The sequence below is a fragment of the Marinactinospora endophytica genome (assembly GCF_054780875.1).
The window spans coordinates 45774-59713 of sequence record NZ_BAAGVM010000013.1 but is presented as its reverse complement, the minus strand read 5'-3'; the positions used below and the strand labels follow the sequence as shown (position 1 = coordinate 59713).

Annotated in this window: 11 protein-coding genes; 5 read left to right on the top strand and 6 right to left on the bottom strand. The window is 73.8% G+C overall.

The features are described 5' to 3' along the window. Window positions 1-92: 92 nt before the first annotated feature. Complete coding sequence (locus tag ACYVHU_RS21785) at window positions 93-1520, top strand: aminobutyraldehyde dehydrogenase (protein WP_078760792.1); 1428 nt, start codon at window positions 93-95, stop codon at window positions 1518-1520. Between the two features lie 167 nt (window positions 1521-1687). Here ACYVHU_RS21785 and ACYVHU_RS21780 read toward each other — a convergent pair whose 3' ends face one another. After that, on the bottom strand, window positions 1688-2644 hold the full coding sequence (locus tag ACYVHU_RS21780; protein ID WP_078760793.1) for a bile acid:sodium symporter family protein: 957 nt from the start codon (window positions 2642-2644) through the stop codon (window positions 1688-1690). 340 nt (window positions 2645-2984) lie between these two features. Further along, a complete protein-coding gene (locus ACYVHU_RS21775; RefSeq protein WP_498949412.1) occupies window positions 2985-5558 on the bottom strand; it encodes a penicillin acylase family protein in 2574 nt (857 codons plus the stop codon). Window positions 5559-6599: 1041 nt separating this feature from the next. Here ACYVHU_RS21775 and ACYVHU_RS21770 point away from each other — a divergent pair. Together ACYVHU_RS21770 and ACYVHU_RS21765 are read left to right on the top strand one after the other, a co-directional pair. After that, entirely contained in the window at window positions 6600-7187 is a 588-nt protein-coding gene (locus ACYVHU_RS21770) for a hypothetical protein (protein WP_078760795.1), read from the top strand. 220 nt (window positions 7188-7407) lie between these two features. Continuing rightward, complete coding sequence (locus ACYVHU_RS21765) at window positions 7408-8055, top strand: sigma-70 family RNA polymerase sigma factor (RefSeq protein ID WP_078760796.1); 648 nt, start codon at window positions 7408-7410, stop codon at window positions 8053-8055. 352 nt (window positions 8056-8407) lie between these two features. On the opposite strand, the gene ACYVHU_RS21760 is transcribed toward ACYVHU_RS21765, so the two are convergent. After that, a complete protein-coding gene (locus ACYVHU_RS21760; protein WP_078760797.1) occupies window positions 8408-8965 on the bottom strand; it encodes a VOC family protein in 558 nt (185 codons plus the stop codon). Between the two features lie 344 nt (window positions 8966-9309). On the opposite strand from ACYVHU_RS21760, the gene ACYVHU_RS21755 reads away from it, so the two are divergent. Together ACYVHU_RS21755 and ACYVHU_RS21750 are read left to right on the top strand one after the other, a co-directional pair. Further along, window positions 9310-9873: a copper chaperone PCu(A)C gene (locus tag ACYVHU_RS21755; RefSeq protein ID WP_078760798.1), complete on the top strand. Its 564-nt coding sequence runs from the start codon at window positions 9310-9312 to the stop codon at window positions 9871-9873. 50 nt (window positions 9874-9923) lie between these two features. Then, complete coding sequence (locus tag ACYVHU_RS21750; RefSeq protein ID WP_498949410.1) at window positions 9924-11348, top strand: PepSY-associated TM helix domain-containing protein; 1425 nt, start codon at window positions 9924-9926, stop codon at window positions 11346-11348. Window positions 11349-11391: 43 nt separating this feature from the next. On the opposite strand, the gene ACYVHU_RS21745 is transcribed toward ACYVHU_RS21750, so the two are convergent. From ACYVHU_RS21745 to ACYVHU_RS21735, 3 genes are read right to left on the bottom strand one after another with little or no spacing between them, the layout of a single operon-like run. After that, window positions 11392-12645, bottom strand: a complete 1254-nt coding sequence (locus ACYVHU_RS21745; RefSeq protein ID WP_432940079.1) for a Dyp-type peroxidase — start codon at window positions 12643-12645, stop codon at window positions 11392-11394. After that, window positions 12645-13187, bottom strand: a complete 543-nt coding sequence (locus ACYVHU_RS21740; protein WP_078760800.1) for a copper chaperone PCu(A)C — start codon at window positions 13185-13187, stop codon at window positions 12645-12647. Before ACYVHU_RS21740 ends, ACYVHU_RS21745 begins: the two co-directional genes overlap by 1 nt. Window positions 13188-13239: 52 nt before the next feature. After that, window positions 13240-13854 carry a copper resistance CopC family protein gene (locus ACYVHU_RS21735; protein WP_078760801.1) on the bottom strand — a complete coding sequence of 205 codons (615 nt, stop codon included), beginning with the start codon at window positions 13852-13854 and terminating at the stop codon, window positions 13240-13242. Window positions 13855-13940: the final 86 nt, after the last annotated feature.

Here is a 13940-nt window from a genome sequence, read left to right as displayed (position 1 = left end):
CCGCGCGTCCGGCCCTTCACCTATCCGCCGATAGGCTGCGTGGGAGGCACGCCGCCCGCGCCGGTCGCAACGACGAGCAAAGGAAACACCCGATGAGCACCACCCTGGCCGACGTCATCGGCGGCGAGGACGTCCTCGCCGCCGACGGCCGCACCTCTTCGCTGATCGACCCGGTCACCGGGGAACAGACCGGGACCGCGACCGTCTCGGGCGCGGCCGAGGTCGAGGCGGCCATGCAGGCCGCGGCGACGGCCTTCGCGACATGGCGCAAGGCCACCCCCGCGCAGCGCCAAGACGCGCTGCTGGCCATCGCCGACGGCCTGGCCGCCCGCGCCGAGGAGGTCGCCGACGTCGAGTGCCGCGAGACCGGCAAGCCCCGCGCCGTCGTGCTCGGCGAGGAGATCCCCATGTGCGTCGACACCCTGCGGTTCTTCGCCGGCGCGGCCCGTCACCTGGAGGGCAAGGCCGCGGCCGAGTACCTGGACGGCCACACCTCCTGGATCCGCCGCGAACCGGTCGGCGTGTGCGCCCAGATCACCCCGTGGAACTATCCGCTGATGATGGCGGTCTGGAAGATCGGGCCGGCGCTGGCCGCGGGCAACACCGTCGTGCTCAAGCCCGCCGAGACCACGCCGGGCTCCACCGTCCTGCTGGCCCGGATCGCCGCGACCGCGCTGCCCGCGGGTGTGCTCAACGTCGTCCTCGGCGACCGGGACACCGGCCGGCTCATCGTCGAGCACCCCGTGCCGCGGCTGGTGTCGATCACCGGTTCCACCCGCGCCGGCATCCAGGTCGCCCGCTCGGCCTCCACCGACCTCAAGCGGCTCCACCTGGAACTCGGGGGCAACGCGCCGGTCCTGGTCTTCGACGACGCCGACATCCCGGCCGCCGCCGAGGGCATCATCGCCGGGGCCTTCCTCAACGCCGGCCAGGACTGCACCGCCGGCAACCGCGTCATCGCCCACAGCTCGATCCACGACGCCCTCGTGGCCGAGCTCACCGCCCGCGCCGCCAAGCAGCGCACCGGCCTGCCGGCCGACGCCGACGCCGACTTCGGCCCGCTCAACAACGCCGACCAGCTCCAGCGGGTCCTGGGGCTGCTCGAACGCCTCCCCGCGCACGCCACCGTGCACACCGGCGGACACCGTGTCGGCGAGGCCGGTTACTTCGTCGCCCCCACCGTCATCTCGGGCCTGAAGGCCGACGACGAGATCGTCCGCGAGGAGATCTTCGCGCCGATCCTCACCGTCCAGTCGTTCGAGACCGAGGCCGAGGCGGTCGCCCTGGCCAACGGCGTCGACCAGGGCCTGGCCGCCTCGGTGTGGACCAGGGACCACGCGCGTGCCCTGCGCATGAGCGCGGACCTGGACTTCGGCGCGGTGTGGCTCAACGGGCACGGCGCGCTGGCCTCGGAGATGCCGCACGGCGGGTTCAAGCACTCCGGCTACGGCAAGGACCTGTCGGCCTACAGCCTGGAGGACTACACCCGGGTCAAGCACGTCATGAGCGCGATCGGCTGACCGCTCCCCGGCTCCCGGCGGCGCGCCACACCGCGCCGCCGGGTCCTCCCCTCAGCCGCCGGTGACGCGGCGCCCGGTGGTGGCCGCCGGCCCGCGCGGGGACCCGGCCATGCCTTGCCGGGACCGCCACCGTCGCGGCCCAGGCCGGCCGGCGCCGGGGAGCACGCCTAGACGGTCTCGGGCTGCGGCTCGGCCCGGCGGTCGCGGCGGGCCCAGTAGGTGGCGACGAGGGACCCCGACAGGTTGTGCCACACCGAGAACAGCGCCGCCGGCAGCGCGGCGGCCGGGCTGAAGTGGACCGTGGCCAGCGTCGCGGCCAGCCCGGAGTTCTGCATGCCCACCTCGACCCCGATCGCCCGGCGGACGCCCTCGGGCATCCGGGTCGCCCAACCGATCAGGTAGCCCAACCCCAGGCCCAGTCCGTTGTGCAGCACGACGGCCAGGAGCAGTAGCAACCCCGCGCTGCGCACCGTCGCCGCGTTGCCGCCCACCACCGCCGCGACGACCAGGACGATCCCGCCCACCGACACCAGGGGCAGCAGCGGCAGCACCCGCTCGACGAACCGGTCCGCCAGCGCGCGCACCGCCAAACCGGCCACCACCGGCAGCAGCACCACCTGGAGGATCGACACGAGCAGGCCGGTCGCGTCCACCGGCAGGGACGAGCCCGCCAACCACGCCACCAGCAACGGGGTGAACAGCGGGGCCAGCAGCGTCGAGATCGACGTCATCGCCACCGACAGCGCCACATCGCCCCGGGCCAAGAAGACGATGACATTCGACGCGGTTCCGCCGGGAGCGGCACCGACCAGGATCATCCCCACCAGCAGCAGGGGCGGGAGGCCCAACAGGTGCCCGATCGCGTAACCGGCCAGCGGCATGACGGTGAACTGGGCGCACACGCCGACCAGTACCGGCAGCGGACGCCTGGCCACGATCGCGAAGTCACCCGCCCGCAGCGTCAGCCCCATGCCGAACATGATCACGCCGAGCAGCAGGGGCACGTAGGGGGACAACTGCGCGGACGGACCGGGCAACACCAGCCCCACCAGCGCGCCCAGCAGGACGAGCAGGGCGAACCAGCGTCCCGCGAAGTCGGCGATCCGCGTCACCAGGGTGCCCATCGTGTCCCTTTCTCTCGCCGTACAGGGGACGGGAAGTCCTCCGGGCCGCCCGCCACACCGGGACCGGGCGGTCCGGATCGACCTTAGCCGGGGCGGGCGACCTGGGACGCGCTGACCCGGGCCCGGCCGGCGCGAGGAGGGGGTTCGAGCGCGTCGTCGATGTCGTCGAGACGGCGGGAGACGCGACCGGACGCCTTTGCCGGCCCCATCCCCGCCGGCGCACGCCTCCACGGGAGGGGCGGGCCCGCCGTCTTCGGCGCCCCTCCCCGGCCGGGCGGCCCGGCGCCCGGCCGGGGAAGGGCGCCGTCCCGGTCCGCGCCGGCGCGGACCGGGACACCCGTCAGGGGAGCAGGACCAGTTCGTGCCGTGCCGCCTCCTCCACGGTATCGGCGGTGAAGACCATCGCCGTGGACTCACCGGTGGCCCACAACTCCAGCTGGTCCTCGTGGTTGGGGTGGAAGGCGTGGCCGGAGGTCCCCGTCAGGTTGATCCAACGGGAGGCGTCGGGGTCGGCCAGGTCCACCACCATCCGCATCGACGGGACCGTCAAGATCGCGTAGTCCTCCGCCGCGTTCCACCCCGTCGCATTGACCGTGCTGGAGCCGCCACCCGACTGCACCGGCGCGGAGTTCACCAGCCATTCCACCGGGCCGATCCCCGAGGTGCCGAACGACTGGTCGGTCGCGGTCAGCGTGTGCAGGTCGCCCCAGCGCCACTCGGAGGGGACGTCCCCCAGCCGCTCGGTGAGCTCGGCCGCGGCCCGCTCCATCGCCGTGGCCAGGATCTCCTCGCGGCCGTCGGCCGCAGAACCGCTCCACCACGAGGAGTCCGGGTCCTCCAGGAGCCGGGAGACCACGAGGAAGCCACGGGAGCCGCCGTCCATCGGGTACTCCTCGGGCAGCTCGTCGAACAACAGCGGCAGCAGGTGGCGCCAGGTCGCGTTGTAGAACGCCGCCGCGGCCGAATCCACGTCCTGCTGGAAGTCCCAGTCGGCCAGCAGGTCGCGAGCGGTCGCCGCGGCCCCCTCGACCTCGGCCTCCAGCAGGTGGGGGACGACCGCGCGGGCCCCGGAGTTCTCGTTGTCGAGCTGGATCTCCAGCATGTCCTGCGTCGACACCGGCCCCGCCTCGATCGCCGCGGACAGCAGGTCGTCGATGCGCTGGGCGCGGTAGCCGTAGTCCCAGTCGGAGGTGAGCAGGTGGGCGTAGTCGGAGCCCACCGCCGCCTGGTTCGCGGTGACGACGTAGCCCGCGCCCGGATCGCGGACGTAGGGAAGCTCCTCGAAGGGGATCTCCCCCTTCCAGGCGTAGGCGGAGTCCCAGCCGGGGGCCGGCCAGCGACCGTCGCCCTTCCCCCGGACCGGGACGCGGCCGGGCGCCTGGTAGCCGATCGTGCCCTCGACGTCGGCGTAGACGAGGTTCTGCGCCGGCACCTCGAAGGAGCGCGCGGCCGCGCGGAAGTCATCGAAGTCGCGGGCGCGGTTCATCAGGAAGATCGCGTCGGCGGTCCTGCCGGGCTCCAACGCGGTCCACCGCAACGCGACGGCGTAGTCGGATTCCACGGCCTCCCGGGCGGGCTCGCCGTCGGCGTCCACCGGCGCGTTGCGGCCGAACTCCTGTAGCGCGGCGCCGGCCGCCACGTCCGACAGCAGCGGGCCGTTGCCGGTGGAGCGCACCGTGATCTCGACGTCCTCGCCGCCGGCCACCTTGATCGTCTCCTGCCGGGTCTCCAGCGGCAGCCGCTCACCGTCCACGACGTAGTGGTCGCCCTCGACCTTCTCCAGGTACAGGTCGGTGACGTCGGGTCCCAGGTTGGTGAACCCCCAGGCGACGCGGTCGTTGTGCCCGATCACGACGCCGGGCAGCCCGGCGAAGCCGAACCCGACGACGTCATAGGGGCACTCCTGTGACACCGGGGCGCAGTGCAGTCCGCCCTGGTGCCACACCGACGGCATCTGCGCGCCCAGGTGCGGGTCATTGGCCAGCAGCGGCAGCCCCGACTCGGTGTGCTCGCCCGAGACCACCCAGGAGTTGGAGCCCAGCTCGGGGGAGGCGGGGCCCAGCAACCGGGGCAACTCGGCCAGACCGGCGCCGACCGCGCCGAGGGCCGCGGCGCCCCGGGCGGCCTCGCGCACCACCGGGGTGTCGTCGTCCTCATGCCGCGCGCCCTCCTCGGGGCGGAACGCGCCGTCGTCGACCTTTCCCTCGGTGACGATGGGGGTGTGCTCCTCCTCGGGGTAGTCGGGGTAGAGCTCCTCGATCTGGTCGCGTTCCAGGCCTGAGGCGAGCAGGCCGGCCCGCTCGATCTCGTCCTCCATGTTGCCGCGCAGGTCCCACGCCATCGCCTTGAGCCAGGCGAGGCTGTCGACGGGACTCCACTCCTCGATCGTGGTGTCCCCGCCGATCACCCCGAGCAGGGCGTATTCGACGCTCACCGCTGAGGGGGAGCGGCCGTCGAGGTAGGCGTTGACTCCCTCGGCGTAGGCGTCGAGGTTGCGCCGGGTCTCCTCGGAGAGCAGGTCGTACTCCTGCTCGGCGACACGGCGCCAGCCCATCGTGCGCAGGTAGGCGTCGGTCTCCACCTGTGCCTCGCCGAACAGCTCGGCGGTGCGCCCGGCGGTCACGTGACGGTTGAAGTCCATCTGCCAGAAGCGGTCCTGGGCGTGGACGTAGCCCTGGGCGCGGAAGAGGTCGTCGGTGGTCTCGGCGTAGACGTGGGGGATGCCCTGGGCGTCCCGGCGGACGGTGACGGGGGCGTCCAGGCCGGGCAGGGTGAGCTCCCCGTCGTAGTCGGGGAAGGACCGCTGGACCGTGAAGACGACGGTTCCGGTGGCGATGAGCAGGAGTGCCGCGACGCCGGCGAGGAACCCGAGGATCCATCGGCGCAGGCGGGAACGGGGGCGGGGGTTGGACATGGGGTGACTTTAGGGCTGAAAGGGTGGCTTACGTACCGGTTGGTTTGTTTCGCTTCGGTAACTCCGGGAGGTCTGGTGCGTGCGCCGGTCCGGTCGCGGATCCGCTCCGGCCGACGAGACCCCTGGACGCGCCGTCGCGAGGCGTGGGCACGCGCCACCGGCCCGGACGGGTCGCCCCGACCGTGACGTCCTGGCCGTCCGGACGCGCCGGCACGGGGCCGGGGTGCCCGTTTCGAGGACGGGACAACGACCGTCGTCGGCGCGGTCGGCCTTTCCCATGCCACTGGATCGCCGACGGGGGGCATCTGGCCCCTGAAGAACCAGCCCGACCTGGAGCGCCACCCCTCCCGCACCAGTGAGGGCCTGTGCGCGCACCTGCCGGCGTATCCGCGCGCTCGACGTCGTGGTCCGGTGTGTCTGGGTCGTTGACGCTCGGGGCAATGGTCGCTCGTCGCCCGCGACCACTGGCCAGCTCACCGAATCTCCATCGACGCTCCAGGGGGCGCGGCTGGCTGTGAGTCCGCAGGCGATCCGGTGGAGGAGGGGACGGTCCCGGCCGGCGACGTGGCCCACCCGATGCTCCGGCATGGGGGCCGGCCGACATCGGAGGAGGCGCGCGCCCATCCGCCGACCGCCGTGCGGACGGCGGGTTCCGCACGGGCCGCGCGCTCATCCGCCGCCCGCGCGTGGGAAGGCATCCGGCAGTCTTGCACCTGGACGGCCTTTGGTGGTCCCCGCCGCCCGTGCGTGGGAGGACATCCGGCGTGCGGACGGGACAGGTGCGACGAGCCGTTCCAGACCCGCGGCCACCTCCGGCCGCAGTGCCGCCGCCCGGTTCCAGGCGAGGCGGGGAGGGGCAACGCGCGCGGTCCCGGCACACGGCAGCGCCGTGTCCGGGGACGGGGGGCGGGGAGCCGGCCGGGTGCTCATGCCGGGCCTGTCCGTCCGGGCGGGGTGGCCGGGGCGTGGCGCGAGGCGGCGTGGCCGCCATCCGCCACCCCCTGCCGGCCACGGGCGGGAGGGTGCGACGATGGGGGCACCGTGTCAGCAGAGCCGAGGTTCCGTTCCGTGCGCGCCGGGGTGTTCGCCTCGGTGTGCGTCGGCGTGTCCACGGCCGGGCACGCGCTGGCGGCGGGGCACGAGCCCTCCATCCCGGCCACGCTCCTGGGCCTGGCGCTGGTCTTCGCCTTCGCCTGGGCCACCGCGGGCAGGGAACGCGGCTACGCCGGCATCTTCGGGTCCATGGTGTGGGCGCAGCTCGCGCTGCACCTGCTCCCCTCCCTGTTCCCGGGATCGGGCACGCCCGCGGGCGGCGCCGGGCACCTTCACGCCGGCGTGCCCCCGGAGGCGGTCGCCGCAGGGGAGGGCCAGGACCTCCCGATGCTCCTCGCCCACCTGGTGGCCGCCCTGGTCAGCTCGTGGTGGCTGAGGCGGGGAGAGGCCGCGGCCTTCGCGCTGCTCCGCCTTGTCGTGCGCGCGCTCCTGCCCCTCCTGCTGCTCCTTCCGGTCCTCCCCTCCTCCCGGCCACCCGCGCGCCGCCGCCCCCGCGGCGCGGACCGCGCGACCGTGGCCCTGTTCCTGCGCCACGTCCTGGTCCTGCGCGGACCACCTCTGCCGCACGCCGCCTGACCCGTTCCGCCACCGCGCCGCGCCGTGGCGCCCCTCCGTGATGCGGCGGGTTCGGCGGCCGGTCGGCGCCCGGCCGTTCCCCGGCGGGGCGCCGACCCGCGCACGTCATCTTCCACCACGCCCCCGGCCCGTGGCCGGCGGGTGTGCGCACCCCCGTCTCCGCCCACCGGGCGATGGCCCGGGGCGTTCGCCGGTGCGCGTGTAGCAGAGGCAGCCGACCATGGGACACGCTCCCCACATCCCCATTCACGACACCCTCCCGCTCGACTCGACCCCTCCGGCCCCTCCGGACGAGGCGCCTGCCGCTCCCACAGCGGCGCAACGGCGGCCGTTGCCCGGCGGCACCGAACTGACCGCGCTCGCCCTCGCGGCCCGGGGCGGGGCCGCCGAGGCCCTGGAACGGCTGATCGCCGAGACCCGCCACGACGTCACCCGCTACATCGCCGGCCTGGCCGACCCGTCGGCGGTCGAGGACCTCACCCAGGAGACCTACATCCGGGTCCTGCGGGCCCTGCCGCGGTTTGCCGCGCGGTCCTCGGCGCGGACCTGGCTGCTGGCGATCGCGCGGCGCGTCGTCGTGGACCGCTACCGGTACCTGGCCGCGCGTCCGAGGACGACGGCGCTACCGGAGTGGGGGGAGGCCGGCGGGCGTCCCGGCCGGTTCGACGAGCAGCACGCGCTGGCCGACCTGCTGGCGCGGCTGGGCGCGGAACGGCGGACCGCCTTCGTCCTGACGCAGCTCCACGGATACTCCTACGACGAGGTCGCCGCGATGACGACCGTGCCCGTGGGCACGGTGCGCTCCCGGGTGGCGCGGGCGCGCGCGGAACTCCTGCGCGCGCTGCGCGATGTGGAGGCCCGCGTGTAGGGGAACCCCGCCTGGTACGAGGGCCGCCGGCGACGGGCGGAGCGGGTCCGGCCGTCGCCGGCGGCGCCGTGGAAGATCGGGGGCAGCGCGCCCCGGCGTCCGTTCGGAGCCGTCGCCTCGGACGGGCGTCCGGCCGCCCGCCACGGGGCCGGATGCCCACGTGGCGGAGGGACGGGCTTCGACAGCGGCACCCGCGCGGACGGGCGCGGCGCGCCGGCCGCCACGCCCGAAGCGGTGGGGAGGTTGGAGCCCATGGGGGCGCCGGGCCACTGGCCGGGGCGCGTTCGCTTGAACCCCGGCCCTGTTTTCCGGCAGGGGATCAAACGGTAGGGGAGGGGCGCGCCGGTCCGGTTCACGAGGGGTTGGAGCGATGCGGTGAGCCGTCCGTTGTGAGGGGCGCGCTGCTGCGCCCGTGGTCCCGGCCGCTGAGCTCGGCGTCGAGCGTCTCCTGGGCCACGCGCATGGAATCGGCGTAGGCGGGCTCCTGAAGCCGTCTCCACACCTCCTCCTCGGAGACGTACTCGACGCAGGCGGTCACCCACCAGATGTTGCCGAAGGGATCCTTGATCCGCCCTCCGCGCTGCCCGAAGGCGTCGTCGTCCACGGGGGTGACGACCTGGCCGCCGGCCGCGATGGCCCGCGCGAACGCCTCGTCCGCGTCGGGGACGAAGACACGCAGCAGGCTCGGCATGACGGGCCAGTCGACGTGCCGGTCGAAGGCCAGCACGACGGTGTCGCCGATGCGGATCTCGGCGTGGCCGATCGCGCCGTCCTCGGTCGATACCCGTCCCAGATCCGCACCGCCGAACGCCTGGGCGACGAAGTCGAGGAACGCCCCACTGTCGTCGGTGACGACCCAGGGGGCGACGGTGGTGTAGCCCGCCGGTGCGGCGTTGGTCTGCTCAGGCATCGTGGTCCTTTCGCCGGGATGGTTTCCGACAGCGAAGGTAGGCGCGAATCAGGTCACTTCCCGGCCTATATGACGACCGTGAGGATGCGGCCGGCACCGTCCCGCGACAACTCGTTCCGGGCCCGGAAGCGGCGTGATCCCACCGGACCGGGAACGTGGATTTCAAGTCTTGACTGTTTCCGGGCGGTAACGGAGGGTGTCACCAGGGAAACGCGGACGGAAACGTCACCCATCCGTGGACAGAGCCGTCCCATCGACGGAGGGAGCGCGTTTCCTCCTTTCGGCACGGAAAGAGAGGACGGCCGGTCGTTCGGGATCGTGTCCGTCCTCGTAAGGACGCGAACATGGCACACATCCCCCGCATCACCCCCCTGGCCACGGCCTCGGCCACCTTCCTGGCCCTGGCGCTGCTCTCCGGCTGCGCCGGCGGCGTCTCCGCACCGTCATCCTCCCCCTCGTCGGCCGCCCCCTCCGGTCCGGCCAAGGGCGGCGCGCAACAGGCGGACCTGCGCGTCGAGGAGGCGTGGATCGTCGAACCCGCCGAGGAGGGCACCACCAGCGCCTACTTCACCGTCTTCAACGACGCCGAGCAGGACGATCCGCTGGTCGCCGCCGAATCCTCGGTCTCGGCCACGACCGCCCTCTACACCACCAGCTCAAAGGGCATGGAGGTCGTCGAGGAGATCCCGGTGCCCGCCGGAGGAGGCACCGAGCTGAGACCGGACGGGTTCCACCTCATGTTGGAGGGGATCGAGGACCCGATCGCGGCCGGCGACACCGTCACCCTCACCCTCACCTTCGCCGGGGGGACCGAGATCCAGGTCGACACCCCCGTGCTCGAACGTTCCGTCGGCGAACAGGGCGAGGAGCCCGAGGGCGGCCACGAAGGACACTCCGGACACCACTGACCCTGGTAACCCGGCCCACCAGCCACCGATCCCCCGATTGTGAGGCCGACGTGTCCATCGACGACCCCGCCCGCCCCGTCCTTCCCCCCTCCCCCGAACAGCGCACACCGCCCCCCGGCCGCCGCCCCACGCGGACCGGGACCGGAGCCTGGCCGCCGCTGCGCCGGCTGCTGCTGCGCCTGCACTTCTACGCCGGGGTGCTCGTCGCCCCGTTCATCTTCGTCGCCGCGATCAGCGGCCTGCTCTACGTGTGGACGCCACAACTGGAACAGGTCGTCTACGACCGGGAACTGCACGTTCCCGTCGGAGCGGAACAGGTGTCGCTGCGCGAGCAGGTCGCGGCGGCACAGGACACCCTGCCCGGCGCCGAGCTCAAGGCCGTGCGCCCGGCGGCCGAACCGGGAGACACCACCCGGGTCATGTTCCACCTCGACGACATGGGGCCGAGCTACAGCCAGGCCGTGTTCGTCGATCCCCACACCGCCGAGGTGCGCGGCACCCTCGTCAGCTACGGCGGCAGCGGGGCCCTGCCCGTCCGCACCTGGATCGACCTGCTCCACCGCAACCTGCACCTGGGCGAGCCGGGGCGCGTCTACAGCGAGCTCGCCGCGAGCTGGCTGGCGCCGGTGGCCCTGGGCGGGGCCGTGCTGTGGATCGCGCGCCGCCGTCGGCGCGGGGAGCGCCTGCGCGGCGTCCTGTTGCCCCGGCCCGGAGCGCCCGGACGGTCCCGGCTCATGGCGGTCCACGGCGCGATCGGCGTCTGGGCGCTGGTCGGGCTGCTGTTCCTGTCGGCAACCGGCCTGACCTGGTCGCGTTTCGCTGGAGAGAACGTGGCCGATATACGGGCGGCGCTCTCCTGGCAGACCCCCGTGGTCGCCACCGAGGTCCCCGCGGCCTCGGCCGGGCCGGTCGGGGTGGACGTCGGGATCGACCACGTGGTGCAAAGCGCCCGGGAGGCGGGGCTGACCGCCGCCGTCGAGGTCGTCCCACCGGTGTCGGAGGGCTCGGCCTACACCGTCACCGAGCTGGACAAGCAGTGGCCGACGAACCTGGACTCCGTGGCGGTCGCCCCCGCGACCGGCGAGGTCGTCGACGAACTGCGCTTCGCCGACTATCCGCTGATGGCGAAGCTGAGCAGGTGGGGGATCGACGCGCACATGGGCCTGCTGTTCGGCGTGGCCAACCAGCTCCTCCTGACCGCGCTGGTCCTCGGCCTGTTGACCATGATGACGCTGGGCTACCGGATGTGGTGGCGGCGCCGCCCCACCGGCGCGACGGGCCCCGCCTTCGGGCGCCCGCCGGGGCGTGGCGCGACCCGCGAGCTTCCGTGGTGGGCGCTGGCGGTGGTGGCGGCCGTGGCGGTCGGCCTTGGTGTGCTGATGCCGCTCTTCGGGATCTCCCTGCTGGCCTTCCTCGCCGTCGACGTGGCGCTCGGCCGGGTCAGGGCCGCCCGCGAGCGCGCGAAGGTCCCCTAGCGAGGGCCGGTGGCCCCGGGGCACGCCCGGGGCCACCGTGGCCTCACGCTCCGAACAGGCCCTCGCCGACGAACCCGCCCTCCTCGCAGCCGGGAGGGACGGCGAACACGGCGGAGCCGATCGGGCTGACCCACTCGTTGAGCAGGTCGAGTTCGTCCAGGCGCCGCTGGATCGGGACGAACTGCCGCTCGACGTCGGCCTGGTAGGAGACGAAGAGCAGCCCGGCGTCGTGTCCCGCGGTCCCGGCGACCGGCACGTCGTAGTTGTAGGCGCGCCGGAAGATCCGTTCGTCGGGATTCTCCGTCCGGGCGCGGCGGATGTGGGCGTATTCGGCGATCCGCGGAAATCCGAGCGGGGTCAGCGCGGCGAAGTCGGGTTCGTCGTGTTCGCGTTCCCCGGTCAGCGGGGCGCCGTCGGACAGCCGCCGGCCCACCGCCTCCTCGCGGCCTGGCCGGTCCAGCCGGTCCCACCCCTCCAGGTCCATGGCGATCCTGCGCACCACGACGCCGGTTCCGCCGCGCAGCCAGGCCGGCGCGTCCGCGCCGGCCCAGACGAGCCGGTCGAAGTCCTCGGTGCCGGGTTCGAGGTTGACCGTCCCATCGACCTGGCCCATCAGGTTGCGCATGGTGGTGCCGGCGGCCTCGGAGCCGCGGGCGCGCCGGAAACCGTCCTGCACCCACCTGACGGTTCCAAAGGCGCGGACGTCCTTGGTCAACATCCGCGCGCAGTGGGCCACGGTCACCGGGTCGTCGGCGCAGACCTGCACCAGGAGGTCGCCGCCGCTCCACTCGGAACGCAACCGGTCGGTGGCGAAGTCGGGGAGCGGCCGCAGCCAGGAGGGGACCGCGTCGGGGGCGACTCGCTCGACCAGGCCGCGTCCGAAGCCGAACGTGACCGTCAGCCGGGCCGGGACCAGGGCGAGCTCGGGCTCGGAGTCGGCCAGGGCCGCCTCCCCTTGGGTGAGCCTCGCCGCGTCGTCGCTGAGCAGGACGAGCAGGCGGCGCACCCCCTCGGCGTCGACCTCCTTCGCCAGGTCGACGGAGACGAACTTCGCGTGCGCCTGGGGCGGGGTGTGGATCCCGGCCTGGTGGGGGCCGTGGAAGGGGACCACGTCGCGGCCGTGCGGCGCGGGCTCACCCTCGGGGGTGGCGTCGGGGCGGGCGGCGCGGACCAGGGCGTCGGCCCCGATCAGCAGGGCCGCGCCCGCTCCCGCCGCGGCGCCCCCGCCCAGGAGGAGTCCGCGTCGCGACAGCCGCCCCTCCCGTTGGGGTTCGTCGGTGGGGTGGGGGCCGCCCATCACTCCTCCGCCCCGTGGTCGTGGCCGCCGTAGTTCTCGTTGGCGCCCTCGTAGTCCTTGACCGGGGCGGTGAACCCGGTCGTGGAACCGTCGGAGAACTCCAGGGTGACCTCGACCTCGTCGCCGGGTGCGAGGTCACCGCCCAGGTCCATCAGCATGATGTGGTCCGCGCCCGGCTCCAGGGGGTGGCGGCCTTCGGCCGGGACGGTGAATCCGCCCTCCTTCTCCTGCATCAGGGCGTTGCCGTCGTCGCCGGTGACGACCTCGTGCAGTTCCACCCTGGCGGCCACCGCAGAGGCGGCGGCGACGAGCTCGGCCTCCTGCCCGGCGGAGTTGACGATCGATCCGAAGACCCCGGTCATGCCCTCCTCCTCGGAGACGGCCTTGATCCAGGCGTCCTCGACCGTGATGGCCTCGGCCTGTGTGGTCGCGGGAGGCGCGGACTGTTCCGGGGCCGTCGGCTCGGCCTGCGCGCAGCCGACAAGGGCGAGGGCCAGCACGGCCATGGTGGTGACGGTGCGGCGGCGGGGGCGAGGGTGCATGGCGGTGTCCTTGCTGTCGTGTGTTCGATGCGGGGGCCGGTGACGGCCCGGGTCAGTGGTTGCCACGCCGAATCGGTCGACGGGCGCGAAGGGGAAGGAGGACGGCCAGGTAGACCGCCACCCCGGCGACCGCCCCCAGCCCGCCCAACGCCAGGACGCGCAAAGGGGGAGGGGACTGTGCCGGGGCGGGGGCGCCGGTCGCCGCGGGGGAGGCGGACGGCTCCGCGGTGGTCTGTCCCCCGGCCAGGGCCGGGGGCGAGGCCGTGGGGTCCCCCACGGTGAAGGTGAGGGAGCCGCTGACGGGGTGGCCGTCGGCGGAGACGACGCGCCAGCGCACCGCGTACCCGCCGTCGCGCAGCTCCACGGGCAGGGGCAGGGTCAGTTCGGCGCCGTCGATGCGGATCTCCCCGGTCTGCGCCGGCCGGGAGTCGCCGTCCAGGACCGTGACCGCCGCCCCGACCTCCAGCAGCCCGTCGCTGAAGGAGAGCCGGACCGTCTCCGGAGAGGTCGCCAGGTGCGCGCCGTCGGCGGGGGTGGAGGAGAGCAGCCGGCTATGCGCGAACGCGGGCGGAGCCGGCAGGACCAGTGCCACCAGCGCCACCACCAGGGCGATGGCGGCGTGCCGTGACGGCCGCCCACCGCCTGGTTTTCGACCCGTTCCTGACATGGCCCCTCCACGTGTGCCGTCGGACCGTTGCACACCAGCAGTCGGCTCGGGCGGCACCGGAGTTCCCGGAACTTTTCCCGGAGGCG